General features: G+C 43.5%; 30 protein-coding genes. 24 read left to right on the top strand and 6 right to left on the bottom strand.

Going from position 1 to position 25,293, the window contains the following annotated elements; translation table 11 throughout:
• Nucleotides 1–34 precede the first annotated feature (34 nt).
• From DQM55_RS10705 to DQM55_RS10665, 8 genes are all read left to right on the top strand, one after another.
• Nucleotides 35–742, top strand: a complete 708-nt coding sequence (locus DQM55_RS10705) for an ABC transporter ATP-binding protein (RefSeq protein WP_111676725.1) — start codon at nucleotides 35–37, stop codon at nucleotides 740–742.
• Nucleotide 743: 1 nt separating this feature from the next.
• A complete protein-coding gene (locus DQM55_RS10700; protein WP_111676723.1) occupies nucleotides 744–1,532 on the top strand; it encodes a lantibiotic ABC transporter permease in 789 nt (262 codons plus the stop codon).
• The gene (locus DQM55_RS10695) at nucleotides 1,532–2,254 is read left to right on the top strand and encodes a hypothetical protein (RefSeq protein WP_004189042.1); all 723 of its coding nucleotides are present in this window, start codon (nucleotides 1,532–1,534) and stop codon (nucleotides 2,252–2,254) included. The genes DQM55_RS10700 and DQM55_RS10695 overlap by 1 nt, the downstream gene beginning before the upstream one ends.
• Nucleotides 2,255–2,266: 12 nt before the next feature.
• Complete coding sequence (locus DQM55_RS10690; RefSeq protein ID WP_004189040.1) at nucleotides 2,267–2,965, top strand: response regulator transcription factor; 699 nt, start codon at nucleotides 2,267–2,269, stop codon at nucleotides 2,963–2,965.
• Complete coding sequence (locus DQM55_RS10685; protein ID WP_111676721.1) at nucleotides 2,932–3,969, top strand: sensor histidine kinase; 1,038 nt, start codon at nucleotides 2,932–2,934, stop codon at nucleotides 3,967–3,969. The genes DQM55_RS10690 and DQM55_RS10685 overlap by 34 nt, the downstream gene beginning before the upstream one ends.
• Before the next feature lie 297 nt (nucleotides 3,970–4,266).
• On the top strand, nucleotides 4,267–4,470 hold the full coding sequence (locus DQM55_RS10675) for a helix-turn-helix transcriptional regulator (RefSeq protein WP_002896748.1): 204 nt from the start codon (nucleotides 4,267–4,269) through the stop codon (nucleotides 4,468–4,470).
• Entirely contained in the window at nucleotides 4,467–4,631 is a 165-nt protein-coding gene (locus DQM55_RS10670) for a hypothetical protein (RefSeq protein ID WP_111676719.1), read from the top strand. Before DQM55_RS10675 ends, DQM55_RS10670 begins: the two co-directional genes overlap by 4 nt.
• A 9-nt stretch (nucleotides 4,632–4,640) precedes the next feature.
• Entirely contained in the window at nucleotides 4,641–5,075 is a 435-nt protein-coding gene (locus DQM55_RS10665; RefSeq protein WP_111676717.1) for a hypothetical protein, read from the top strand.
• A 54-nt stretch (nucleotides 5,076–5,129) separates the two neighbouring features.
• Here DQM55_RS10665 and DQM55_RS10660 read toward each other — a convergent pair whose 3' ends face one another.
• The gene (locus tag DQM55_RS10660) at nucleotides 5,130–6,614 is read right to left on the bottom strand and encodes a DUF1846 domain-containing protein (protein WP_111676715.1); all 1,485 of its coding nucleotides are present in this window, start codon (nucleotides 6,612–6,614) and stop codon (nucleotides 5,130–5,132) included.
• A gap of 119 nt (nucleotides 6,615–6,733) precedes the next feature.
• Nucleotides 6,734–7,798, bottom strand: coding sequence for a glutamyl aminopeptidase (gene pepA, locus DQM55_RS10655; RefSeq protein WP_111676713.1), 1,065 nt, complete (start codon nucleotides 7,796–7,798; stop codon nucleotides 6,734–6,736).
• A gap of 170 nt (nucleotides 7,799–7,968) precedes the next feature.
• Between pepA and DQM55_RS10650 the strand changes: the two genes are divergently transcribed.
• From DQM55_RS10650 to ytpR, 3 genes are read left to right on the top strand one after another with little or no spacing between them, the layout of a single operon-like run.
• Nucleotides 7,969–8,256, top strand: coding sequence for a DUF4651 domain-containing protein (locus tag DQM55_RS10650; protein ID WP_002903480.1), 288 nt, complete (start codon nucleotides 7,969–7,971; stop codon nucleotides 8,254–8,256).
• Nucleotides 8,253–8,588: a thioredoxin family protein gene (locus DQM55_RS10645; protein ID WP_002903478.1), complete on the top strand. Its 336-nt coding sequence runs from the start codon at nucleotides 8,253–8,255 to the stop codon at nucleotides 8,586–8,588. The genes DQM55_RS10650 and DQM55_RS10645 overlap by 4 nt, the downstream gene beginning before the upstream one ends.
• Entirely contained in the window at nucleotides 8,585–9,211 is a 627-nt protein-coding gene (ytpR, locus tag DQM55_RS10640; RefSeq protein ID WP_002903477.1) for a YtpR family tRNA-binding protein, read from the top strand. Before DQM55_RS10645 ends, ytpR begins: the two co-directional genes overlap by 4 nt.
• A gap of 498 nt (nucleotides 9,212–9,709) precedes the next feature.
• On the opposite strand, the gene DQM55_RS10630 is transcribed toward ytpR, so the two are convergent.
• Nucleotides 9,710–10,297: a hypothetical protein gene (locus tag DQM55_RS10630; protein WP_002911087.1), complete on the bottom strand. Its 588-nt coding sequence runs from the start codon at nucleotides 10,295–10,297 to the stop codon at nucleotides 9,710–9,712.
• A 129-nt stretch (nucleotides 10,298–10,426) separates the two neighbouring features.
• Here DQM55_RS10630 and DQM55_RS10625 point away from each other — a divergent pair, with 129 nt between their 5' ends.
• The 13 genes from DQM55_RS10625 to DQM55_RS10565 all read left to right on the top strand — a co-directional run bounded on the left by DQM55_RS10625 (nucleotide 10,427) and on the right by DQM55_RS10565 (nucleotide 23,041).
• The gene (locus DQM55_RS10625; RefSeq protein ID WP_002903597.1) at nucleotides 10,427–10,822 is read left to right on the top strand and encodes a single-stranded DNA-binding protein; all 396 of its coding nucleotides are present in this window, start codon (nucleotides 10,427–10,429) and stop codon (nucleotides 10,820–10,822) included.
• A gap of 280 nt (nucleotides 10,823–11,102) precedes the next feature.
• On the top strand, nucleotides 11,103–12,089 hold the full coding sequence (locus DQM55_RS10620; protein WP_111676709.1) for a substrate-binding domain-containing protein: 987 nt from the start codon (nucleotides 11,103–11,105) through the stop codon (nucleotides 12,087–12,089).
• Nucleotides 12,089–13,402 carry a sensor histidine kinase gene (locus tag DQM55_RS10615; RefSeq protein ID WP_111676707.1) on the top strand — a complete coding sequence of 438 codons (1,314 nt, stop codon included), beginning with the start codon at nucleotides 12,089–12,091 and terminating at the stop codon, nucleotides 13,400–13,402. The genes DQM55_RS10620 and DQM55_RS10615 overlap by 1 nt, the downstream gene beginning before the upstream one ends.
• On the top strand, nucleotides 13,395–14,078 hold the full coding sequence (locus DQM55_RS10610) for a response regulator transcription factor (protein WP_002896732.1): 684 nt from the start codon (nucleotides 13,395–13,397) through the stop codon (nucleotides 14,076–14,078). The genes DQM55_RS10615 and DQM55_RS10610 overlap by 8 nt, the downstream gene beginning before the upstream one ends.
• On the top strand, nucleotides 14,075–15,358 hold the full coding sequence (locus tag DQM55_RS10605) for an ABC transporter substrate-binding protein (protein ID WP_111676705.1): 1,284 nt from the start codon (nucleotides 14,075–14,077) through the stop codon (nucleotides 15,356–15,358). The genes DQM55_RS10610 and DQM55_RS10605 overlap by 4 nt, the downstream gene beginning before the upstream one ends.
• A gap of 220 nt (nucleotides 15,359–15,578) precedes the next feature.
• Nucleotides 15,579–16,016 (top strand): PTS sugar transporter subunit IIA, encoded by a 438-nt coding sequence (locus DQM55_RS10600; protein WP_002903468.1) that lies wholly within the window; start codon nucleotides 15,579–15,581, stop codon nucleotides 16,014–16,016.
• 43 nt (nucleotides 16,017–16,059) lie between these two features.
• Entirely contained in the window at nucleotides 16,060–16,554 is a 495-nt protein-coding gene (locus DQM55_RS10595; RefSeq protein WP_002896729.1) for a PTS system mannose/fructose/N-acetylgalactosamine-transporter subunit IIB, read from the top strand.
• Nucleotides 16,555–16,581: 27 nt separating this feature from the next.
• On the top strand, nucleotides 16,582–17,439 hold the full coding sequence (locus tag DQM55_RS10590; RefSeq protein ID WP_111676703.1) for a PTS mannose/fructose/sorbose/N-acetylgalactosamine transporter subunit IIC: 858 nt from the start codon (nucleotides 16,582–16,584) through the stop codon (nucleotides 17,437–17,439).
• Nucleotide 17,440: 1 nt separating this feature from the next.
• Nucleotides 17,441–18,271, top strand: coding sequence for a PTS system mannose/fructose/sorbose family transporter subunit IID (locus DQM55_RS10585; protein WP_002923061.1), 831 nt, complete (start codon nucleotides 17,441–17,443; stop codon nucleotides 18,269–18,271).
• Nucleotides 18,272–18,283: 12 nt separating this feature from the next.
• Nucleotides 18,284–18,574 carry a hypothetical protein gene (locus tag DQM55_RS10580; protein WP_002901670.1) on the top strand — a complete coding sequence of 97 codons (291 nt, stop codon included), beginning with the start codon at nucleotides 18,284–18,286 and terminating at the stop codon, nucleotides 18,572–18,574.
• 212 nt (nucleotides 18,575–18,786) lie between these two features.
• Nucleotides 18,787–19,068: a co-chaperone GroES gene (groES, locus tag DQM55_RS10575; RefSeq protein ID WP_111676701.1), complete on the top strand. Its 282-nt coding sequence runs from the start codon at nucleotides 18,787–18,789 to the stop codon at nucleotides 19,066–19,068.
• Between the two features lie 23 nt (nucleotides 19,069–19,091).
• On the top strand, nucleotides 19,092–20,714 hold the full coding sequence (gene groL, locus DQM55_RS10570) for a chaperonin GroEL (protein WP_002914472.1): 1,623 nt from the start codon (nucleotides 19,092–19,094) through the stop codon (nucleotides 20,712–20,714).
• Nucleotides 20,715–21,181: 467 nt separating this feature from the next.
• Complete coding sequence (locus tag DQM55_RS10565) at nucleotides 21,182–23,041, top strand: Cna B-type domain-containing protein (protein WP_111676699.1); 1,860 nt, start codon at nucleotides 21,182–21,184, stop codon at nucleotides 23,039–23,041.
• An 855-nt stretch (nucleotides 23,042–23,896) separates the two neighbouring features.
• On the opposite strand, the gene DQM55_RS11845 is transcribed toward DQM55_RS10565, so the two are convergent.
• The 3 genes from DQM55_RS11845 to DQM55_RS10555 form a co-directional block, all read right to left on the bottom strand.
• Nucleotides 23,897–23,977 (bottom strand): putative holin-like toxin, encoded by an 81-nt coding sequence (locus tag DQM55_RS11845; RefSeq protein WP_376739449.1) that lies wholly within the window; start codon nucleotides 23,975–23,977, stop codon nucleotides 23,897–23,899.
• 189 nt (nucleotides 23,978–24,166) lie between these two features.
• Nucleotides 24,167–24,619, bottom strand: coding sequence for a hypothetical protein (locus DQM55_RS10560; protein WP_111676697.1), 453 nt, complete (start codon nucleotides 24,617–24,619; stop codon nucleotides 24,167–24,169).
• Nucleotides 24,620–25,108: an LPXTG cell wall anchor domain-containing protein gene (locus DQM55_RS10555; RefSeq protein WP_172454769.1), complete on the bottom strand. Its 489-nt coding sequence runs from the start codon at nucleotides 25,106–25,108 to the stop codon at nucleotides 24,620–24,622.
• Nucleotides 25,109–25,293: the final 185 nt, after the last annotated feature.

Below are 25,293 nucleotides of genomic sequence, written 5' to 3'. Positions count from 1 at the left end.
CTATATACTGAAGAAAAATCAAAAGGAGTTCAGTATGGAACATATAGTGAAAATAGAAGGAGTCTGCAAAAAGCATGGCAGCAAGCAGATTTTAGAAGATATTTCTTTTACAGCTAGAAGCGGTCGGATTACAGCTTTTCTAGGCCCGAATGGTGCTGGTAAAAGCTCGACCTTGAGGATTCTCTTGGGGTTAGATCGGGCGACAGCAGGGACGGCGACTTTTAATGGGCAAGCCTATCAGTCAATGACCTATCCGCTCAGAACGGTAGGTGCAGCCTTTGACGGCATTGGCGGTCTGCCAAATCGAAAGGTCTATGACCACTTGAGGATTATTGCAGCGAGTAATGCTATTCCCAAGTCTCGGATCGATGAGGTTTTGGAGATGACTGGAATCGCTCATAAGAGGAAGGACCTCTTGTCAAGCCTGTCTCTAGGGGAAAGTCAGCGGCTGGGTTTGGCAGCAGCTTTGCTGGGTGATCCTCAGTTTCTTATATTAGATGAGCCGACTAATGGACTAGATCCAAGTGGGATTAAGTGGTTTAGAAAGTTCATCCGTCAGCAGGCTGATTTAGGGAAAACGGTACTTCTATCTTCTCATATCCTATCAGAGGTGCAAATGGTGACAGATGATGTAGTCTTGATTCATCATGGGCGAATTATTGAGCAGGGACAATTGGAAGAGGTGTTGCAAGATTCAGACAGCCTAGAAGATCTCTTCTTTGATTTGACAGAGGAGGTTTAAAATGAAAGAAACGATGTCTTTATTGCATTCAGAATGGTTGAAAATTTGCTCAACCAAGGCTTTCAAAGTGAGTATGGCCTTCATGCTGCTATTGGTGCCTGCCGTATCTTGGCTGGAGGGTCGACAGTATTTATCTGTCGGCTTGGATGCCACGCCTGAGACGGTTCCCGGCCTGGCAGAAGCCATTGACCCGCTGGAATATCTAGGCCTCAATGGGGCTTCTATGGCAGGCATGGTTTTAGTCATCTTAGCTGGAATTTTGGGAGCTATGGAATTTCAGTCTCATAGCTTGAGAACCAGTCTTTTGACCTGTAATAACCGCCTGAAGTTGCTTGTGGGGAAACTCATGACCTTTGCTTGCTTTTCTCTTGCCAGTAGCTTTTTATCAATCTACTTTAGTTATATGGTCATGCACCTGGCTTTAGGAAAGGAAGGGCTTGATCCGATTCTGCTCAATCAGGCAGCTTGGAGTCTGATTTTGTGGAAAACCTTATCTCTAACCCTCTTGGGAATCCTTTCATTTTTGTTAGGTTTATTGGCTCGGACCATGCTAGTTCCTCTGCTATTTCTCGTACCCCAGATCTATAATCTGGGAAACTACCTGGCAGATCACACGAGTTGGGGGGCTTATTTGCCACAGCCAGCAGGAGAGTTGTTTGCTGCAACGCCAACTTCCCAATATGCCAACAATCCCTTGCAAGGACTGTTGATACTTGGTGCATGGTTACTAGTCATCGGCGTCATGACTTCTCTGCGCTTTTTGAAGACGGATTTAGGAGGGCGATACTGATGATAATAGCTTTGCTTAAAAGTGAATGGATTAAGTTCCGTTCTTACTATCTCGCTCTTGGTGCAGCCTTGGTGGCTCTGGTAGCTGTTCCATTTTTTCTAATGAATCTTGACTACAGTCAGACAGCAGTTGGCCAGACGAAGGCTCTGAGCGAGGTTTTGCATGCCCTTTATCTGGCGCAGCCTGTCATCGTCATCTTTACTTCCCTCTATTTTGCCCAGGAGTTTGTCAAGTCTGGGATGCGAACGAATTTTCTAACCGTATCAAATAGAAGGGCTTGGTTGGCTGGGAAAATCCTTTTTCTGTTCTTGCTACTCTTGGTTCTCTATAGTGTCATTATAAGTAGCTGTTTCTTTGTTATGTTGGCTCGATTTGACCTAGACTTTAGCTGGTCCTTACTGGGGAAATTCCTTTATTACAGCTTTTTTGGTCTTCTCAGCAATCTTTTTCTGGCTTTTTTAACTGCCGGCCTCGCTTTGCTATTTCAATCTTGGGTTGTGTCGGTGTCAGTGCTCTTTCCTCTCTTGATTGGTCTCAGTCGTTTGTTGGCAACTTTCATCAAGGAAGCAAAATACCTGCCCGATCTGGCTACCCTAAATCTTTTTGAGTATGAAGGGCTTCAGCATTCAATAGATTTATCAGGTCTGGGAATACAGCTGTTCTGGCTAGCTTTGGTTTGGAGCTCTGCTATATTCTTAAGCTTGAAACGAGATGTTCGCTAGAGGTATGCTATAATGGAAATTATGAGACAGTATCGTATTTTGGTGGTTGATGACGACCGGAGCATTTTGAAGCTAGTGAAAAATGTCCTAGAGCTCGATGTTTATGATGTGACGACGCTTGATCGGATAGAAGAGCTAGAGCTGACGCATTTTGTCGGATATGACTTGATTCTGCTGGATGTGATGATGGAGCCTGTTAATGGTTTTGAGCTGTGTTCCTACATTCGTCCTCATCTTTCGTGTCCAATCATCTTTCTGACGGCCAAGGAGTTGGAGGCGGACAAAGTGGAAGGGCTCTTTCGTGGAGCAGATGACTATATTGTCAAGCCTTTTGGGACCAAAGAATTGCTGGCGCGTGTCAGGGCTCATTTTCGGCGAGAGGAAAGACGCGAGGAGCGCTATTCTGAGATTGCTTCTTGTCAATTTTATCCAGAGCGCTATGAAGTTGCCTGTTTTGGTAAAGTCTTGAAATTTTCAGAGCGAGAGTTTAAGTTGCTGCATTTACTAGCTAGTAATCCCAAGCAGACCTTTTCAGCTGAACGCCTGCATACCTTGCTTTACCCAGAAAGCTCAGAAACACAGCTTCGCTCCATCTCAGAATACGTGTATCAGATTCGTCAAAAATGCAAACAAGAAGGGCTGCAAGCAATCGCAACAGTGAGAGGAGTAGGCTATAGATGGCAATTAGAACCCGAAATTTCAAAAGCCTAGTCTGGACAACCAGTTTAAAAATCGTCTTTTTCCATGTTTTGATTTTTGTGCTTATAGGCTATGAATTTACGCAAGGAAGTAATCACGTTCTTTTCACCTTGTTCTTTTGGGCAGGGAGCTTGCTGCTGATTACTTTTTATCATATTTTGAAATTGCTCCGAAAAATCGACAGGGAAATAAAAATGCTAACGAGCGAGAAGCTTTTAGAAGAAAATCAAAGTCAGCTTTTTCGGATCGAGGAAATGCTCGAAGTTTATAGCGATTTACGGAGTAGCCATCAAGAAAATGCTCGTCTTCTAGAAAAAGAGCAGCAGCATAATCAGGAGTTGATTTTACAGCTATCAGCGACATCGCACGATTTGAAGACGCCCCTAACTGTGATTAAGGGGAATGCTGAGCTCTTGGAGTTGGCGCAGTTGGGCCAGCCACAGGCAGACTATGCTGCTGAGATTTTGCAGGCTAGTCACAAGATGGAAGAGTATTGTGGATCTTTGATTGATTACGCTAAGACTTTTCAGATTGATTCTAATCAGTTCAGTCAGCTTTCCTTGGAGGACTTTTTGGCTGATTTACAGGACGACTGGGCACTGTTCAGCAAACAGGAAAGCTATCATTTTTATCTCCAAGAAGATTGTGATCTTAGCTTGAGATTGTCCATTCATTTGGACTATCTCAAGCGGGCTTTGCTCAATATCTTACTGAATGCGCTTGAACATGCTGACCAGGGCCAAAAGGAAGTGAAGTTGACGGTATCAATACAACAGGACCAGTTAGTTTTTGATATCTGGAACAATGGCCCTGCATTTTCAGAGGAGATGCTGCTGGGAGCGGAACAGCTCTTTTACCAGAGTGACCAAAGCCGCAATTCAGCTAATCCCCATCATGGTATCGGCTTAGCCTTTTCTAAGCAGGTAGCTCTCTTGCATGGTGGTCGTCTGACCCTGCTCAATCCAGACCAAGGAGGAGCCTGTGTCGAGTTGACTGTAGCTTTGGAAAGCAAATAACAAAGGAAATCAATAAAGATGATAAAAGAGAGTGGGACAGAAATCGGTAATTCGTTAGAATTCGATTTCGTCGTCCCACCTCCGCACAGTTGAGTAGGGCTGTAAAAGCTGATGAAATCAGCGTAGTAGAGCCCACTCAACCACTGCGTCTTGCTCGACAATCCAAAGACAATTGAGAGGCTAGGACTTTTGTCCCAGCCTCTTTTTTTGCCGCTTTCTTCTTGACAAAATATGTAAAGTGAGCTATACTATATTTGAAAAGTAAAGTTTGTTTTACATTGTGAAAAGGAGGCAGCCTTGGAAAATCGAATTCAAGAATTACGGAAAAGAAAAAAGCTCAGCCAAGAAGAACTGGCTGAGAAGCTAGAGGTCACGAGACAAACGATTATTTCTTTGGAAAAAGGCCGCTACAATGCCTCGTTGCTTTTGGCTCATAAAATTGCATCCTTTTTCAATTTAAGGATTGAAGAAGTGTTTCTCTTTGAGGAGGATGAATCATGAAATGGATTTATTTGTGTAAATGGATATTGGCTATTTTGGTGGTGGTTGGCTTAGCTTATCTCCATTTGCAATCCAATTTTATCCCTAAGGAAATCCTGCCTTTTGTGGGAATGTTCCTGATTGTGGTGATGTTGAAAATTTTTCAAGCGTATGAAAAATAGGAGGCTGACATGGAAACATTAACTAAACAAGAATTTCGAAAAAAACTTCAAAGAAAAGTTATCGTGGGGCGTATCTTAATCTTAATCATCTTGGTAGGACTGGCCTGGAGCCACTTTCATTCTCTGAATGATCAGCAGGAAGGAGTCATGGTCGGCATCCTGCTGGGGCTTTCTTTGATGACCATTCGGTATAATCTGGTCCTAAGACGGGAGGAAAATTTTGAGAAGCTCTACATTCAGGTGACTGATGAGCGCAATCGCATGATTGACGAAAAGACTCGCACACTGCTTTTTAATATTCTTTTGCTTCTGGCAGCATGCTTGAGTGTCCTGTCTATGGTTTTCCCAATCATCCTAAGTCTCAATCAGTTTCTGACCTTGACCATTATCCTGGTTTTGGGACTTTACTATCTCTTGCGTTTTCTCCTGTCCAAGCGTTATTAATAAAAAAAGCTGGCAGAGCCAGCTTCCTCAACAAGCTTTTAACAGAGCTTGTTTTTATTTTCTATAAAGTCGATCATACTGGTAAACAGGGTCCATGGTAACGTGGATGCCCAGCTTACGCAGGACGTTTTTGTCTTCATCTGTCAGAGTGACAGTGGAGTGGGCCTCGCTGCCCTTGAGATTGCCGAGTTGTTGCATGGCATTTGCCGCATCTTGATTTTCCATGGCTGTGATTGCCAAGGCCATCAAGATTTCGTTTGAGTGGAGGCGCGGATTGCGGCTGCCCAGATGATTGATTTTCAGACCTTGGATTGGCTTGACATACTCAGGCTCGATCAGCTTGGTCTCTTTGGCAATATTGGCTAATTTCTTAATGGCATTAATCAAGACAGCAGCCGTAGGGCCAAAGAGTTCAGAGGTTTTACCAGTTACGATTTCACCGTTTGGCAATTCCAAGGCCAGAGCTGGCTCGCCAGTGCTTTCAGCTTTATCGCGCGCAACAACTGTTACTTTACGGTCCAGCGGTGTGATGCCCAAGTCGTTCATCAAAAGTTCGATTTTCTTGACAGCAGATTCAGGAACGCGCTCTGCCTTGAAGTCCAGAATCGTCTGGTAGTAGCGACGGATGATTTCCTGTTGGGATGCCTCGATAGCTGCATCATTGTCTACAATGGCAAAGCCGACCATGTTGACGCCCATATCCGTTGGAGAAGCATAAGGTGATTTTCCAAGGATACGCTCTAGCATGCGCTTGAGGACTGGGAAAATTTCAATATCACGGTTGTAGTTGACTGTGGTTTTTCCGTAGGTTTGCAAGTGGAAAGGGTCAATCATGTTGACATCGTCCAGGTCTGCTGTCGCTGCCTCATAAGCTAAATTGACAGGATGGTGCAGGGGCAGATTCCAAACTGGGAAGGTTTCAAACTTGGCGTAGCCTGATTTGATGCCATTGATTTGGTCGTGGTACATATTGGATAGGCAAGTAGCTAATTTACCAGAACCAGGACCAGGTGCGGTAACAACGACTAGATTACGGCTGGTTTTGATGTAGTCGTTTTTCCCCATACCTTCAGGCGAGATGATATGGTCCATATCGGTCGGGTAGCCCTTGATCGGGTAGTGGATGTAGGAGGCGATGCCATTCTTTTCCAGCTGGCTGCGGAAGAAATCAGCTGCCGGCTGACCGGAATACTGGGTGATGACCACTGAGCCTACATAAATATCCAGCTCGTTAAAGGTATCGATTAGTCGCAGCACTTCCTGATCATAGGAAATGCCCAAATCCCCACGCGCCTTAGAGTGCTCAATGTTGTTGGCATTGATGGCAATGACAATCTCTACTTGTTCCTTGAGCTCTTTAAGCAGTCTGATTTTATTGTCCGGCTCATAGCCTGGCAGGACACGGGCAGCATGGAAGTCTTCCAGCATTTTACCGCCGAATTCCATGTACAATTTGCCCTCAAATTGATTAATGCGCTCCAAGATATGGTCGCGCTGCAGGTTTAAGTATTTCTCAGAATCAAAAGCAATTTTTTTCATGTATATTTTCACCTCTGCTAAGCATTATAACAAAATTTTCTTCAAATTGGAAAGTTGAAAGAGGAAGTATCAGACAAAAGAGATAGCAGCCCGAATGAAGAACGGGCTGCCTTTTGAAATTAATAGTTGGTAATCGTGTCCACCGTTGAGCGATCTAGCTTTTTGACCAGAGCTTGCAGGAAAGCTTGGGCTTGCAGGAAATCGTCCATGGCATAGAGGGTTTGGTGGGAATGGATGTAGCGGGCGCAGACACCAATGGTAGTAGATGGTACGCCGCCGCTTTGGAGATGGGCAGCACCAGCATCCGTTCCGCCCTTACCGCAGTAGTATTGATACTTGATACCTGCTTCCTCAGCAGTTGTCAAGAGGAAGTCCTTCATAGCTGGCAGCATGAGATGACCAGGGTCAAAGAAGCGAATTAGCGTTCCGTCGCCGATGGCCCCTTGACCACCGTAGATGTCACCCGCTGGGGAGCAATCCACAGCCAGAAAGACTTCAGGGGCAAATTTTGTCGTTGAAGCATGGGCTCCACGCAGGCCAACCTCTTCTTGAACATTGGCGCCGACATAGAGTTGGCTGCCTAGTGGTTGACCAGACAAGGCTTGAGCCAATTCGCTGACCATTAGGACGCCGTAGCGATTGTCCCAGGCTTTGGAGATGATATTTTTACCGTTAGCTGTTAGAATAGCAGAGCTGTCTGGCACGATCGTGTCTCCTGGACGGATGCCGTAGCTTTCAGCTTCCGCCTTATCCACAAAGCCACCGTCAAAGACAATATCTGCAATCTGTGGCATAACTGGTCCGCCAGATCCGCGCGTCAGATGAGGAGGGACAGAGCCTGAGATAAGAGGGATTTCCCGACCTTCACGGGTAAAGAGTTTGAAGCGTTGGCTGCTAACGACCAGTGGGTTCCAGCCGCCGATTTCCACTACGCGGAAGGTTCCGTCAGCTTTGATCTCGCTGACCATGAAGCCAACCTCGTCCATGTGGGCCGCTACCAATACACGGGGAGCATTTTCAGCTTCTGCATGGCGAACCCCAAAGATACCGCCCAGACCGTCGGTGACGACCTCATCGACATGCGGAGTGATTTTTTCCCGCAGGTAGCTGCGAACAGGTGCCTCGTGACCTGAAATAGCAGAAAGCTCTGTTACTTCCTTGATTTTTGAAAATAATGTTGTCATAAACTTACCTTCTTTCTGCTCCCTATTTTATCACTTTTTGCGGTAAATGAGTAGGAAAATCTTATAGCTTGCCTGAATCAAGAGGACTGCCCGCTTAGGAATCCAGCTTCTCCCAGGAAAATCTGGAATATTGTTTGTCGCCTCTGCTCTTTTGTGTTAAAATATTCTACATGAAAGCTAAAAAAATCATTTTAACCACAACCGCCCTTTTGGGGGCTGGAGCGCTGGCTTTTGGGGCAGCCAAAGTCGTACAGGAGCAGAAACGACTGCGTAATCGTGAGGAAATCGTCGAGCTTGTGCGAGATTTCTTTTCCAGTCAGGGTACTATTTCCTGCCTTTATGTCAAGCTATACGAGTCCACAGATGACCGCTTGGTTGGTGGTCTGGTCCTAGAGGATGACCGTCATTTTGCCTTTGTCTATGAAAATGGTCAGCTAAGCTACGAGGAAGAAGCATGATTATCCCTACAAATTTAGAGGGATTGGCTTCTTATGTCAATGATGGGGAGAAGACTGTCTTCTTTTTCACGGCTGAATGGTGCGGAGATTGCCGATTTATCCAACCTTTTTTGCCAGAGATAGAAGGGGAAAATCCTGACTATCGCTTTATCCAAGTGGACCGTGATGCCTATTTGGATCTGGCCAAAGAGTGGGACATTTACGGGATTCCCAGCTTAGTAGTGTTGGAAAAGGGACAGGAGATTGGCCGTCTGGTCAATCGTGACCGCAAGACCAAGAGCCAAATCAATGAATTTTTAGCTAGTATAAGAGAAAAAGGGAGCGTAAAATGATTTTTACCTATAATAAAGAATATGTCGGCGACGTGTTGATGATTATTGCTGCGGACAATCAAGGAGCTAAACTGGCAGCTGAGCGCAAGGGACGGGTAGCGCGTGTTTACCGTGAAGACAATGGCCAGACTGTTGCTTGGAATATTTTTGAGCAGTCAGACCTTTTTGAAATTGCAGAGCGCGGACAGGTCTTTTTGACAGATGAGCAAGTGGTCATTCTCAATCAGGAGCTAAGCAAGGAAGGATTCCCAGCGGACTTGGTCAATGACAGCCAGCCGAAGTTTGTGGTTGGAGAAATCGTTGATATGGTAGCTCATCCAGATAGTGATCACCTGAATATTTGCCAAGTGCAGGTAGCTGCTGATAAGACCGTTCAAATCGTGGCCGGTGCTCCTAATGCCAAAGTCGGCCTCAAAACGATTGTGGCTCTGCCGGGTGCTATGATGCCGAAAGGGAATTTGATTTTCCCGGGAGAACTTCGAGGCGAAAAGAGTTTTGGGATGATGTGCAGCCCACGGGAACTTCAGTTACCTAATGCGCCTCAAAAACGCGGCATCATTGAATTAGCCGATAGTGAACTAGTTGGAACCGCCTTTGATCCAGCCAAACATTGGCAGGGATAAGGGAGAGGATTCAACATCATAAAAAGCTCAGAAATGGGCGGGGTATCCTAATAACATCCGAAATATAAAATAGGGCGAAACGATTTGTGTAGTCGTTTCGCTCTTTTTTTATAGTAATAAATTTAGCGTTATAAATCTATCTCATGCTAATGCTAGAGAAAATAAATGATTAACAGATGAAAAATCAATCTAACACAATGATGAGTATAATGAATTTGCTTCTTACTCATTTTTCTGTCATAGAAAAAACTTACTGAGATCAAAATTAAAAGTATGGATATTAAAGTTTTCAGTAAAAAATTGAAAAAAATAAATTCAGAAGGGTTAGGGAAAAATAAAAATAAACTTACGATTAATGAGATTTTGGAGCTGCCAATCTTCTTTTTATAAGCAAAATAGGTTGAAAATAATAAGAGAATGGAGTAAACAAAAGCTATATAGTTCATTAGATATCCTCCGTAATCTAAAGTGATTTGTCTTAACAATCACAACACTGTCTCAAAAGAAGACGCAGTCGCTATTACTTTGCGAGTCGGTTGATGATTGAGGAGTGGCTGTGGGAATCTGGCTCGGAGTGCTGTATTTGTATTGGTAGATAAGGCTGTTTAGGCTGTGGTCTTCCAATGCTTTGAGGCGCTTTCTCTTGAAAACAATGCCGATGAGCTGGCTGTCAGGATAGGCATAAATTTTGTGGTGGGGATGGTTAAAGGCTGCAAAGTCATGGAAACCGTCCTCCATCCAAAGACTAATCTCGGATTCTTCACTGTCTCGGCTGTAGCGAGCATGACTAATCTGCTGCATAGGAATGCAGTAGGTGGCAGCTGATAAGAGTCCGCTATAATAGTAGGTTACATTTTCGTGGTCAAAGGAGAGGATAGTCGCATGAATGGTTAGCCTGCGAATAGCAAAGATAAGGAGCAGTAAGAAGAAAGCAGCAACCAGCAGACTAAGGACAAAGAAACTAGTGTCTTTGTAGGGGTTGGAGCTAGTTAGGTAGTCTACGGCAGCCCAGGCAGAAAAACCTCCGAACCACAGAGAAATCAGGATAAAAATAAGATTTTTCACAGGGGAATGTTTAATGGCCATCGGAGCCTCCATTATACAAATCTAATAGGAAGGGGACAAAAAGCTGCAACTTTCCTTTTTATCTATACTATACCACATTTTTTTCACTTTTTGCCTCCTTTTACGAATGATAAGTTAGGAGGATATAAAATGTATAATAAAGTAATTGTAATCGGCCGGCTGACGGCTATGCCTGAACTGCACAAGACTGCGAATGAAAAATCTGTGGCTCGTGCAACGGTCGCAGTTAATCGTCGTTATAAATCTCAGAGCGGTGAGCGTGAGGCGGATTTTGTAAATGTGGTTGTCTGGGGGCGTCTAGCTGAGACTTTAGCCAGTTATGCAAGTAAGGGCAGCTTGATTTCTCTGGATGGTGAGCTACGGACTCGTCGCTATGAGAAGGAGGGGGCGACTCATTATGTGACAGAAGTGCTCTGTCATAGCTTCCAGCTCCTGGAAAGTCGGGCCCAGCGCGCTCTGCGTGAAAATAATAGCGGAGCTGATTTAGCAGATTTGGTGTTGGAAGAAGAGGAACTTCCCTTTTAAGCAAGGAGCAAAGACTGGGAAATGACCTTGCTCTAAAAAATCATCATTCAGTTTTGCAGGATGCAAGATCTGTTTGACTGAAAGTCTATTTCTATCCAGCTTTTAAAAGTTTAATGATGATTGTCGAGGTGGGACCAAGAATCAAAAATCATGGATTTTTTAGATTCTGTCTCACCTCTTTTATTATAGCCGTTTCTGGAAAGATTTTGCTTTTTGGAGGCTTTGTAATATAATAATCCTATATGTTTCATAAAGGCGCTTACGGCATAGGGGGTGAAAAATGGTATCAGCTAAGGTCAAAAAACGGATACAGCATTATCAGAAGAAGGCTCTCTGGCCGCTTTTTATTCTGCTTATCTTGGGTTTGCTTTTTGTTTATTTCAAGGGTGTTCTGCCAGATGAGAAGCAGGTCAAGATTGGGGTGACCTACATGACCATGAATAATGACTTTTACAAGACCTTAAATGCGGAGCTGGAGAAGAAAACCAACCAGCAGGGCAGCAGGCTCTACGTTCGGGATCCTGAGCTGGATGAGGGCAAGCAGAGCCAGCAGATTGACTTTTTTGTCCGTGAAAAGGTTGATGTCATTGTTATCAATCCGGTGAAAAGCAATAGTCCAAGCATTATTTCCTCTCTTCAAAAGGCCAAGAAAGCTGGTATTAAAATCATCGTAGTGGATGCGCCTATCAGTCAGGATGTAAAAGTGGATACGACCATTGTGTCTGATAACTACCAAGCAGGCGTCCTGATTGCCCAGGACATGATGAAGCGCTTGCCTTCTGCCAACATTCTCCTTTTAGAGCACCGCAATGCCGTCTCTGCCATGGACCGGATTCAGGGATTTATTGATACGATTGAAAAACAGCCTAGCTACAGGATTATTTCCCAGAAAGAAACACTGGGCCAGACTGAGGAAACCATGCCGCAGGTCAAAGTGGCTCTAGACGAAGGTTTAGACTTTAATGTAGTTATGGCGCTCAATGATCGAGCAGCTATCGGGGCCTTGGCTGCTATTAAAAATCAAGGTCTTGATAAGAAAATCTCAATCTATGGCGTGGATGGTTCACCAGATATCAAAAACTTTCTGGCTACGACTAGCGATATAGAGGGAACCGTGGCCCAATCGCCCATTCAGATGGGGCGCAAGGTGGCGCAGGTAATTGAGCTGATGCAGGAGGGGAAATCCTACGACAGCCAATACCTGATTCCCGTTCATCTGGTTAATAGAGATAATATCAGTCAATACACAGTTACAGGGTGGCAATAATGAGACCTCAAAAAAGTATATTTTATAGCAAAATAGCCCTGATGGTCATCAATCTAGTTGCCATTGTCTATAATGCGTCCATCTATCTCTTTGCGACCAACTATGTAGCAGCTAAGGGCTTCAGTCACTCGCTTTTGGAGCGTTTGGATGCTATTCCGGGCTCTCCCAGCTTGATTTTCTGGGTATCAATTAGCCTCTATGGCAGTCTGCTTTTGGTCATGTACTATCGCGAGCGCCACCCCAATCAGCTGTCCGTCTATGACAAAGCGACCATTATTGAAATCTTGCTCATGCTGGTCATCTTTTCCGTCTTGCACTCGTCCTACAATGGCTTGATTCTCTTGGTGTTTGCGGATATTTTCTATGGCTCTAAGGAGTTCAATTCTTCTAAGGACAAGAAGTATTGGTTTTCTTTCATTATTTTGAGCTTTGGCATGCTGCTCTTGTCCAACTATGACCTCATGTCGCTCTTTATCAAGCTGCCTTCTCTAGATACCTATATTCGTTTTTACCCAGAGTCCGTCCGGCTGTTGCTGCTTTTTGGCAAGAACTTTCTCTACTCCCTCAATATCGTCGTCTTTATGATTTCTTTGCTCTTCTATATCTTGTCGGCTATTACAGAGCGTCATCGGATTGAGGAAGAGCTGCGCATGGCTTCTCAGGCCAATCGCGAGTTGAACTCTTATCTGGCCTTGTCCGAAAAAATAGCAGAAGATCGAGAGCGGAAGCGGATTGCCAGAGAGATTCACGATACATTGGGCCATGCCCTGACGGGAATTTCAGCGGGTATTGATGCGGTCAAGGTCTTGGTTGATATTGATACCAATCGGGCTAAGGAGCAGCTCAATAATGTCTCAGTCGTCGTTCGAGATGGTATCCGTGATGTCCGCGGCTCGCTCAATAAGATGCGACCGGGAGCTCTGGAAAATAATACTTTGAAGGAAGCTCTGATTAAGATTATCCGTGAGTATGAAGCCATCTCCAACTTAGAGATTCATCTTCGTTACGAATGGGATAATATTGACTTGGATATTGCCAAGGAAGACATTGTCTTCCGGGTGATTCAGGAGTCTATTACCAACTCTGTCCGCCATGGGCATGCCAAGACTATCTGGATTGATCTGCTAGAGGAAGAGTCCTATGTAATGACCATTCAGGATGATGGTGTTGGCTTTGATGAACTCCACTATGGCTATGGCCTCAAGCAGATGCAGGAGCGTCTAATGATTATTGGCGGAAGCGTCCGATTTGAAAATCGGGACGGTTTCTACACGCATATCGAAATCCCAAAAATAGGAGGAAGACATGATTAAGGTTTTAATAGCAGACGATCAGGCCTTGATTCGCGAGTCTCTGCAAATCATCCTGTCAGCCCACGCAGATATTGAGGTGGTCGGGACGGTCGGAGACGGCAAGGAAGTGCTGGAAAAGCTTCATCGGGTACGCCCAGATGTGATTCTGATGGATATTCGCATGCCAGTCATGGACGGTGTTCTCTGTACTAAGGCTGTCAAAGAGCAGTATCCGGATGTTAAGATTATCATTCTGACGACCTTTGATGACGATGAATTTATCTTCTCCGCTCTCAAATACGGTGCGTCTGGTTACATTCTCAAAGGGGTTTCGACAGAAGAACTTCACGAAGCCATTCAGACAGTCTATCGGGGCGGAGCTATGATCAATCCTAATATTGCCACCAAGGTCTTCAAAATCTTTTCACAGATGGCCCAGTCCAATTTTGCTATCACAGTGACGGAGGAAAATATAGAGGACATGAGCCGGACGGAGTGGAAGATTATTCAGCAGATTGGCTTTGGAATTTCGAATAAAGAAATTGCTGCCAAGCTCTTTCTATCAGAAGGGACAGTCCGAAATTACCTGTCAGGCATCCTAGCCAAGCTCAACTTGCGCGACCGAACCCAGCTGGCTATATGGGCTGTGCAGACCGGAGTCACTCAGAGAGATTTTAGTAAGGAAAGCGACAAATGAAGTGGAGACTGAGACATTTGGCCCTACTGGTTGTCCTGATCATATCTGTTGCCCTAGCTTTTGTCTTTTGGGCTTCAGCTCAGGAAAAAGTCCTGCGTATCGGGGTCTATGCTGGCTCTAGCTGGGATGTGCCTAACAGCCGGGAAAACAAGGTCTTGGACAGCCTGATTAAAAAATTTGAAAAGACGCATCCTCATGTCAAGGTCGTCTATGAAAGCGGTATTCCCAAGGATGATTACGCTGACTGGCTGGCAGAGCAAGTCTTGAAAGGCGAGCAGCCGGATCTCTTTATGGTACCGGAAAACGACTTTAGCATGTTGGCTTCGACTGGCGCGCTTAAATCCTTGGATACCCTCCTAACGGATGATGAACGAAAGGCTTTTTATCCGGTGGCTTATGAAGCCGGGCAATATCAGGGAGTCAGCTATGCTCTTCCAGTTGAGAGCAATCCCATCATGATGTGTGTCAATAAAGACCTGCTTGAAAAAGAAGGAATTAGCATTCCTGAGTCAGGTTGGACCCTGGCGGATTTCTATGAGATTTGCAAGAAAGTAACCAAGGATACCAATGACGATGGTGTGGTGGATCAGTACGGTATTACGGATTACACTTGGCAGCAGGCTCTGGTAGCTTACGGCGGTCATCTTACCGATAAATCCGGTATCAATGTAGACAGCTCAGAGATGCACCAAGCCTTGGCCTTTATGAGCAAGCTAGACATGCTCAGCCAGCATTATAAGGTGACTTCTAATGATTTTGATGAGGGGCGGGTGGCCTTCTACCCCATGAGTCTGGCCCAGTATCGGACCTACAAGCCCTACCCTTACCATGTTGCCAAGTATTCTAGCTTTTCTTGGACCTGTATCCCGATGCCAACAGCTAATAGCCAGGTGATGGGAACACAAGTTAAGACCTCGCTCTTTGCCATGTCTTCCAATACCAAGCAAGAAAAGTTGGCTTGGGAATTTATGCTCTTGCTGTCACAGGATAAAGAAAGTCAGCAGGCCTTGTTTGAAAAATCGCAGGGGACCTCAGTTTTACCATCTGTAGTGAAAAGTCAACAGGGTAGAGAAATCTTACAGGCCGATGATTTTGGCTTGGATTCCTTGACTTCTGAGAGGCTAGACCACATGATGAATCGCTCTATCATTGACATCAGTCTAGAAGTAGACCGTCATACGATGGACCGGATGGACTATCTGATTCAAAATGCTATGCAGAATCAAGAGATTGACAGCGCCCTACCGAGCATTCAAAGAGAAATAGAAAGCGGAAAATAATCTGCTTTCTTTTTTATTTCTAATTAAGCCAGAAAAAAGCACAGCTGACTAGACCAATATGACAAATGTCATATTTTTCCTAACAAATGTCATCTGGGCAAAATGACATTTGACAATATGAAACCGATTACAAATCTTGTACAATAAAATCATCAATAAATCCTTCGTCATCTAAAGCCTGACTTGGCTAAGAAGTTGAAGGATAAAGGAGGCAGTAAAGATGAAATACCTTGTACTGGTCAGCCATGGGGGACTGGCTGCAGGCGTGCAGAGTTCCTTGAAGATGTTTGCCGGAGATAAGACGGATCAGGTGATTGCGGTCGGTCTTCAGGAAGGCGAGTCAGTTGATGATTTTGCAGTTGATTTTACTCAGGCCTTGGCTGGCTTAAGCGCTGATGACAGTGTCTTAGTGCTGGCCGATATTGTAGGAGGCAGTCCTCTGACGACAGCAGCTAGCGTCTTAGCTGACATGGGTAAGCTCGACTCAGCAGTTATCTTGGGAGGTTTGAACCTGACTATGGGACTGACTGGCTTGGTTATGAAAGACATCTTAGACGGAAAAGAGCTGGCTCAGGCTATCCTTTCCGAGGCCACAGCTGCTTTGCAGGAATTTGAAGTCGTAAGCGATGTAGCTGACGAAGATGAAGACGACATTTAGTGCTTCCGCTATACATTATAAAAGATAAAAGGAGATTTTAAAGATGACAGTATCATTTGTACGGATTGACGACCGCATGATCCACGGTCAAACAGTCACTCGCTGGGCTAAGGAATACCCTTGTGATGGCTTGATTGCAGTTAATAATGCTGCGGCAGGAAACAAGGTTTTGATTCAGGCCTACAAGGGAGCTTCTGACAAGAAGACTTTTGTTTGGACCAAGGAAGCCTTCAAGGAAAAATCAGGCAAGGTCACCGAGTCAGACAGCCGCTATTTCCTCATTACGAAAAATCCCGTGGATATGAAGGAAATCCTAGTGGACCAAGGTTTTGTACCTGGGGATGTTAAGGAAATCATCGTTGGTCCGGCTAATGACCGTCCGGGAGCTGTTAAGCTGGGCAACAACCAGTCTATCACTCAGGAAGAGGCAGAAGCGATTGAAGCGATTGAAAAAGCTGGTTACAAAGTCAAATTCCAGCTCTTGCCTGATGTTTCCATCGGTTACTGGAGCGATTTCAAGTCTAAATTTGGTTTTTAATTACAATAATGAAAAGGAGAGTCTATTATGACAATTTCTTGGCTGCAAGCCGCTTTACTGGGATTATTTGCATGTCTGTCATCTATGCCTGGTTTGGGTGGTACATCTATTGGTAACTATACATTAGGACGTCCCTTAGTAGGAGGTTTAATATCTGGTCTTATCTTAGGAGATATTAAGCTCGGTATTGTTTGTGGAGTTGCTATGCAATTGGTTTACATCGCTTTGGTCACTCCTGGTGGTACTGTCTCTGCTGATGTGCGAGCTGTTTCTTACATCGGGATTCCACTTGCTATGGTTGCCATTAAGACACAAGGTTTAACTTTAGATTCTGCTGATGCGGCAAACCTTGCAAAATCAATGGGAACTCTAGTAGGAACAGTTGGTACAGTACTCTTCTATGGTACAGCAACTATGAATCTGCTTTGGCAGCATATTGGTTGGAAAGCAGTAGAAAAAAAGGATTTTAAAAAGCTATATGTAGTCGATTGGGGTTTCCCTTGGATTTCACACTTGGTTTTTTCATTCCTGCCTACACTCATCATGTGTAAACTAGGTGCTGAGGCTGTAACAACTTTGAAATCAGCTCTACCGTTGGATGGAATTCCTATGAAAACTCTCTTTACAGTTGGTTCACTGCTTCCATGTGTCGGAATCGCTATCCTTTTAAAACAAATTGTTGAAAAAGCTGTTGATTTCATTCCTTTCTTTGTCGGTTTTACATTGGCAGCTTCTCTGGGTCTAAATCTTGTTTCTTGTGCTGTTGTTTCTCTGATTTTCGCTGTTCTGTTTTATGAAATTCAAATGGCTAAAAATATAAGAGCGCAAGCTACTGCGGGAACAAATGCAGATTTTATTGAAGACGATGATGAGGAGGATATTTAAGATGGTGAAATTAACGAGAAAAACTTTAGGCAAATCTTTCCATCATTGGTACTATGGGAATCTAACCTGTTTTTCACAAGAACACATGCAGACCTTTGGTTATTTAGCTTCTATGTTGCCAGTGGTGGAGGAGCTTTATAAGGATAAAGAAGAGCAGGCAAAGGCTATGCAAACATATACTGCTTTCTTTAATACAGAACCTCAGCTGGGAGCTTTGATTGTTGGGATTACAGCTGGTCTTGAAGAAGCACGTGCCAATGGTGCTGATGGAGTTGATGATGAAACTATAAATGGACTGCGGGCTGGTCTTATGGGACCGGTTGCAGGTATTGGGGATTCCCTTATTGTTGGTACCTTGATTCCGATTATTCTAGGGATTGCCCTAGGACTCTCTAATGGCGGTTCACCTCTAGGTGCAATCTTCTACATTGTAGTATGGAATTTACTTGCCTATGCAGGTATGAAATTTGCCTATTTCAAAGGTTATGAATTAGGTGATAAGGCTGTTGAATTTTTGGTAGGACCTCAAGGACAGGCTATCCGTAAATCAGTATCTATCGTTGGTGGTATGGTTATCGGAGCAGTTGCTGCTACTTGGGTTCCAGTAAAAACGGCTTTCCAATTGAAAGATTCATCTGGTAAAGCATTTTTGGTCATGCAAGATCAGTTAGATGGTGTATACCCTGGTCTCTTGACAGCACTCTTTATCGTCTTCTGTTGGTGGCTGATGGCGAAGAAAAACTTTTCTCCAATCAAAGTTATGCTCATCCTCGTTGTAGTTGCTTTTGTTGGTGTATTAGTTGGTTTCTTCAACCCAGGATTGAAATATTAAAAGGAGAAGATCATGACAGAACAAGAATTGATTCAAGGCTATGAAACAGAAATTCACTACCAGAAGCATATGATTGAAAATCTAGGACGCTGGTTCAGTCTCTTCTTTGCCATTGCCAGCATCGGTCTTGTTCTGATTTATCTCTTTCATGAGACCAATCTCCTAGCGCTGATTGCGGGAATCGTCCTAGCTCTACTTGGTATCTTAGCCATGCTTTTGTTTGGCTATGGTATCTATAGAGGACGCCTAAATCTGCAAAAAGTGATTGATGATTTTGAAGCAAAACTAAAACTTGCAAGATAGACATTCCCCCCTAAAGACAAGTCTGAGAGGATTTTAGCTCGGACTTGTTTTTAATTTTTTTTGACTTTAGGAGCAAGTGAAGAAAAAATAAAATTTTTCTTTCATCTGGCCGGTTTTTTTCTTGACTATTTCTGACCAAGTGATAAAATAATAACTATAGATTAGCACTCGATAGTTTAGAGTGCTAAAAATTCAATCTTTGGAGGAAAACTATGTTAAAACCATTAGGAGACCGTGTGGTCTTGAAAGTAGAAGAAAAAGAGCAGAAAGTTGGCGGATTTGTCATTGCAGGCAACGGCCAAGCAGCGACTAAGACAGCAGAAGTTGTCTCAGTCGGTCAAGGTATTCGTACTTTGAACGGTGAGATGGTAGCCCTGAGCGTTAAGGAAGGGGACAAGGTTCTCGTAGAAAATCACGCAGGCGTGGAAGTCAAGGACGGAGATGAAACTTATCTCTTAGTCAGTGAAGCCAATATTCTAGCAGTTGTCGAGTAAGATTAGAAGAGAGGAATAATAAAATGGCAAAAGATATTAAATTTTCAGCAGATGCAAGAAGCAGCATGGTTCGTGGAGTTGACATCTTGGCAAATACTGTCAAGGTGACTTTGGGTCCTAAAGGCCGCAATGTCGTTTTGGAAAAATCCTTTGGCTCACCCCTTATCACCAATGACGGTGTAACCATTGCCAAGGAAATCGAACTGGAAGACCATTTTGAAAATATGGGCGCTAAGTTGGTGTCAGAAGTTGCTTCAAAGACTAACGATATCGCTGGTGACGGAACAACAACAGCAACTGTTTTGACACAGGCTATCGTCCGCGAAGGGATTAAAAATGTTACAGCTGGTGCTAATCCAATCGGTATCCGCCGTGGGATTGAAGCAGCCGTTGCGACAGCTGTTGAAGCTCTGAAATCTAACTCAGTACCAGTTTCCAACAAGGAAGCTATTGCTCAGGTTGCTGCCGTTTCTTCTCGCAGCGAGAAAGTCGGCGAGTACATCTCTGAAGCTATGGAAAAAGTTGGCAATGATGGCGTTATTACCATTGAAGAGTCCAAAGGAATGGAAACTGAGCTGGATGTAGTTGAGGGAATGCAGTTTGACCGTGGCTACTTGTCTCAGTATATGGTAACTGACAATGAAAAAATGGTAGCCGAACTGGACAATCCTTACATCTTGATTACTGACAAGAAAATTTCTAACATTCAGGAGATTCTGCCATTATTGGAAAACATCTTGAAAACCAATCGTCCGCTCTTGATTGTTGCAGATGATGTGGACGGTGAAGCTCTGCCAACACTTGTTCTTAACAAGATTCGCGGGACCTTTAATGTCGTAGCTGTTAAGGCACCAGGCTTTGGTGATCGTCGTAAGGCTATGTTGGAAGACATCGCTATTTTGACAGGCGGTACAGTGATTACAGATGATCTTGGCCTAGAGCTCAAAGACGCTACGATTGAAGCACTTGGACAAGCTTCTAAAGTCACTGTTGATAAAGACAGCACTGTGATTGTAGAAGGTTCTGGTAATCCTGAAGCCATTGCTAACCGTGTGGCAGTCATTAAATCACAGATTGAAAGCAGCACTTCTGAGTTTGACCGTGAAAAACTGCAAGAACGTCTGGCTAAATTGTCCGGTGGTGTAGCTGTGATTAAGGTCGGAGCTGCAACCGAAACAGAACTTAAAGAAATGAAACTCCGCATAGAAGATGCCCTTAACGCAACCCGTGCAGCGGTAGAAGAAGGAATCGTCTCAGGTGGTGGTACGGCCTATATCAACGTACTGGACGCTGTTGCAGGTCTTGAGTTGGCAGGGGATGAAGGGACTGGACGTAACATTGTTCTTCGCGCCTTGGAAGAGCCTGTTCGTCAAATCGCTCTGAATGCAGGCTTTGAAGGTTCAATCGTCATTGACCGTCTGAAAAACTCTGAAGTTGGTACAGGCTTTAATGCCGCGACTGGCGAATGGGTTAACATGATTGAGGCTGGCATCATTGACCCAGTTAAGGTGACTCGTTCAGCCTTGCAAAATGCCGCTTCTGTTGCCAGTCTTATCTTGACAACCGAAGCAGTTGTGGCTAATCAACCAGAACCAGCAAGCCCAGCTCCAGCTATGGATCCAGGCATGATGGGCGGTATGATGTAGGAAATAACGGGATTATATATTTCTATAAATTAGGTATAATCTTTGTCTTATATTAATCAATTAGAAAACTGAGCAGATTTGTTCAGTTTTTTATTGTGACTAGTTATGTAGCAAGCCTTAATAATTATGCTTATTTTTAAAAACAAATTTATATATATATGAATATTTATGATCATATAATTCATATTTGTTCATTTATTATGTGGCTAAATATTACATTTTTGTTTCAAGAAAATACAAGAAGATGACGGAGGAAACGGTTTTCAATTCTTATATGACAAGGTTTTGGGAGAAATAAACTGGTTTACACATTGTCGACAAAAGCTGAACTGGTAAAGGTAAATAGTTGACTTATAGTCAATCGTATGCTAGTCTAATATATGTAGTATATTGGAAATGTAAAGGAATTTTAATATTTTTACATGTTCGATAAAAAGGAAAAAAGGAAAAAAACGGAGGGATTATTTATGAAAAGAATATCTCAGACTATTGCGCGCTTTTTCTCAGTAGCCTTTGTGCTCCTCTTTAGCCTGTTCTCTAGCAGTCAATCTGCCAGAGCTAACACGGTAGACGATGTTATCACGTCAGTAAATGTTTACAATCAAAAGGGTGAAGAACTGACTGACGACCTTTCCCCTTGGGAAAAATTCCAAATTGACGCAAACTTTGCCTTTAATTATGGCAAGGTTCAGCCAGGAGATACTACGACCATTGGACTTCCTGCTGAATTTGCCTTGGAGGGAGCTGATTTTGAAGTCAAAGATGATGACGGCAATCTCGTAGCGACAGCTGTGGTTGATGCAAGCTCTAAACAGCTTACACTGACCTATACAGACTATGTCCTGACTCGCTCTCATATTGAAGGGAAAGTCCATCTCTTAGCTCGCGTTGATCATACAGTAGCCAGAGATAAAGGCTCTATTCCTCTGAAACTTATCGTTGGCAAGAAGATTGTTGAGTATGGGAAAATTGACTACAAAGGTCTTCCTGGCCAAGCAACTCCTTATACTTTCATAAAATATGGCTGGAATAATGCGGATAATATCAAGAGCATTACTTACAGCCTGAATATCAACCAACAAAATCAAGAATTGGATAATGTTGTTATTTCAGATACTCTGGGCTTTAATACCGGAGAAATTGATCTCAACAGCTTCCAAATTCTTAAAGGCTCATGGGTTGTTGACCCGGCTGATAACTCTTACCGACTAAGCCAGCAACGCGAGGATGTGACAGCAAATTATACGATTAATCTTGCTGCTGACAAGCGTTCCTTTACCATTAACATGGGGCATATTGGTGCCAATGAAGGCTTCTATGTTCGCTATCGTGTCAACTTCCCTACAGTTCCGACTGATGGAACAGTCTTCCCGAACGAAGCAATCATGCGAGCAGATAATATCGAAGAGCAAAAATCTTCAGTTGCTGTCCGCTACCAACGTGCAAACGGCTATGCACATGGGGATGTCTACGGTGTGCAGGTGACTAAAAAAGACGAAGCTGGTAAAGCCCTAGCAGGTGCTGAATTCACATTATACGATGAAGATGGTGTGACAATTGTTCAAAAAGCAACCAGTGATGCTAACGGGATTGCTTCTTTCAGCAACTTGATTAAGGAGCATTATCTGATTAAGGAAACCAAGGCACCAGAAGGTTACCAACTGTCAGATGAAGAGATTCAGGTTAATGCCGCTCAGCTCAAAAATTATGGTTCTGGTATTATTTACAAAGACTTTACCAACCGTAAGGCATTGATTACCGCTTCAGGTACCAAGACTTGGAATGATGACAACGATAAAGATGGCAAACGTCCAGACAAGATTACCGTTCGTCTCTATGCAAATGGCACTGAAGTTGCTCATAAAGAAGTTGGTCCGAATGATAAGGGTGAGTGGAAGTATGAGTTCACTGACTTGCCAGCGACTGGTGAAGATGGAAAAGATATTGTCTACTCAGTTACTGAAGACCGTGTTTATGGTTATACAGCTACTGTTGATGGTATGAACATTACCAATACACCAGTTCCAGGAGTTCCGCAACCGCCGAAACCTAGCTCGGACAATAGCTCTAAGAGCAGCAGTAGTAGTTCTAGCTCTAGCTCTAGCTCAAGTAGCAGTAGCACGACTTCTAGCTCAAGCAGCACTACAGGAAGCACTGTTGTGATTATCGAATCAGACAATGGTACTGGCGGAGAAAATGCCTCTAATGTTGGAACCAAGAAAGTTCTCCCTAAAGCGGGTGAGAATGCTAGCTGGATCATGATTGCTGCTGGGGTAGCTCTAGTAGGCTTGGTAGGCTTCATTGTCTTCCGTGCGAAGAAGAAATAAATTTCATCTCTGTTCCCTTAAGGGACAGAGATTTTTTACTCCAACTCCGAATTAGCAGTGGTCGCTTTTTAGAAAGCAGAATTAAGAATGTTTTTTACAATCAGTCACTATCTTGTATCCTTTTGTTAATCAAGACTGTGATGTTCCGTAATATAGTTGTTTTAAAATAAAAAGCAACTAAGATGTTTCCTAGAACAAATTAGTTGCTCAGAACTACGGGGAAGACCGCTTTGATGTGCAAGCGTGAGGTACATCAAAACTTGATATATATAATCTTTCTTAATTCCTAAAACAAAAAAATTATAAGACATCCTTAGGAATATGCTCGGTGTGTAACCATCTTTATCAGGTTTTCGTCAAACATATTTTGCTTCAGTCTTCTCTCGTAGTTTTTTCTATGCGATGCCCCTCCTTTCTTGTGTCTAAAGGAAGGGGATTTTTTGTTGAAAATCTACTTTGAATTTAAGGAGATGATTGAGCTGAAAAAAAGCGGGATTAAATAAGCAAAAAAGCCTTTTAAATCAAGGCTTTTTCTCTATATTTCTATGCCCCCTGCAGTCGCTCAGACGTTAAAATAAGTAGAAATAAGTAACAAAAACGCTGATAAATCAAGGTTTTACCATTTACTGAGTAGGAAGGGATTTTAAATTTTTGAACAAATTTTGAACAAGCATACTGCAAAGTCCGAATTGGTCATTAAGGAATAATAAGTTGGGAGCTTGCATTTATTCTTTAAAATGATACAATAGAAATGGAAAAAGGAGTTGCGTCAACAACTCCCTACAGACCCGTTTAAGACGGTGGCTGGTGAAAACAACTAAGAAATAGTCGTCGACCTAACCAAAGTGAGGACGGCTATTTCTTTTTGTTGTTCATGAGCATTACAATGAGAGTGGCAAAGCCGATCATCAAAGATAATGCTTCATAAACTGTCAAAAGTCTTGCTCCTCCTTTCCACTAGATTTGAGCACAGTATGGACGTTCTTGTGTCCATCGCACCACCTCCAGTCATAAAGTAAGAGCCACCGTCTTTACTTGTCTGTGAATCTATTATAATATCTATTTTTGGATTGTAAAACAGTTCATGTATAAAAACTCCGCCATTATGGGCGGAGTTTTACGCTATTAACGGTGTATCGCATAGAACGGAGAATTTCCCTTATAATCACTAATATCGTTGCCGTTATTCTCAACTATATATTGGTTTTTTAACTCTTTTCTAATTAAAAGTTGGGTATTTTCAAGTTGATACCAAGCAACTCCCTTAGCTATTTCGTCTTCCAATGTTTCTTGTTGAAATTTTTCAGGAACAGAAAATTGACTATCAAATGTATCATTTGAAAACTTGCCTGAGCTATGAATATCGGTTTTTAGAGCGACATCTGAGTGAGGCAGTAATAGTATAATTTGCTTCGCTTTATCGTATAATTTTGAAGAAGTTGCTGTAAAAACTACCCTACCATCATGGGTAAGAGCATGTTCATAATGTGCTTTTAGAACTTGTTCAGCGGAGATGTTGATCCCCCCGTCTGCATCTTGCGGAATCAATCGATAAACTACAATTTTCTCATCGCTCATTTATTCTTCCTCTTCCTCTTTCTTTTTCAGTCCCATCATGCCGACCCCTGCGAGGGCTAGACAGATCATAGGAAGCATGGCGTTTTCTGCTGTTCCTGTAGATGGGAGTTGGCTTTCAGCTGACTTGTAAACGGATAAGCCTCGGTAGACAACAGGTGTAGAGAGTTTCTTAGGTGCTGATTGAGGAAAAATCCCCTTATACTCAACTACCTTACCAGACTCGTCACGTACCTCAACGGCAGTACCCCCACGGCGCTCAATCTCAGCCTTCTGACGAGCCAAGGTTTCCTTACGAACAACCTCGTCGTACTCAGCCTTAACCTTGTTGTAACGAGCTGTAGCTTTAGCAGAGGTGGCTTTTAGTGGTTTAAGGTCAGCTAGCTGTTGAGCTAGGGTTTCTTTCAACTCCGCAAGCTTAGCAGAATACCCCTTGATAGCCGTCTGCAACTTAGGAAGCTCTACAGCCTTCTCTACTAAGAGTTTAGCCAAACGGTCAGCCTCAGCCACCTTTATAAGCTAGAGAACAAGCGTCTCAATGCTCGCTTAGATACTATCGATAAATTGATAGAGGCGCTAGATGCCAGCCCTGCCGCATTTTTTAATTTCCCACCCTCGGATTCCAGAAATCCTGAGCTTTATGAGTTGATGGAAGAAATCGAAGAATTACCAGCGGC

It is taken from the genome of Streptococcus sanguinis (assembly GCF_900475275.1).
In the GTDB taxonomy this organism is placed as follows: domain Bacteria; phylum Bacillota; class Bacilli; order Lactobacillales; family Streptococcaceae; genus Streptococcus; species Streptococcus sanguinis_N.
The sequence above is the reverse complement of the archived record's forward strand: the minus strand, read 5'-3'. Positions and strand labels throughout refer to the sequence as shown.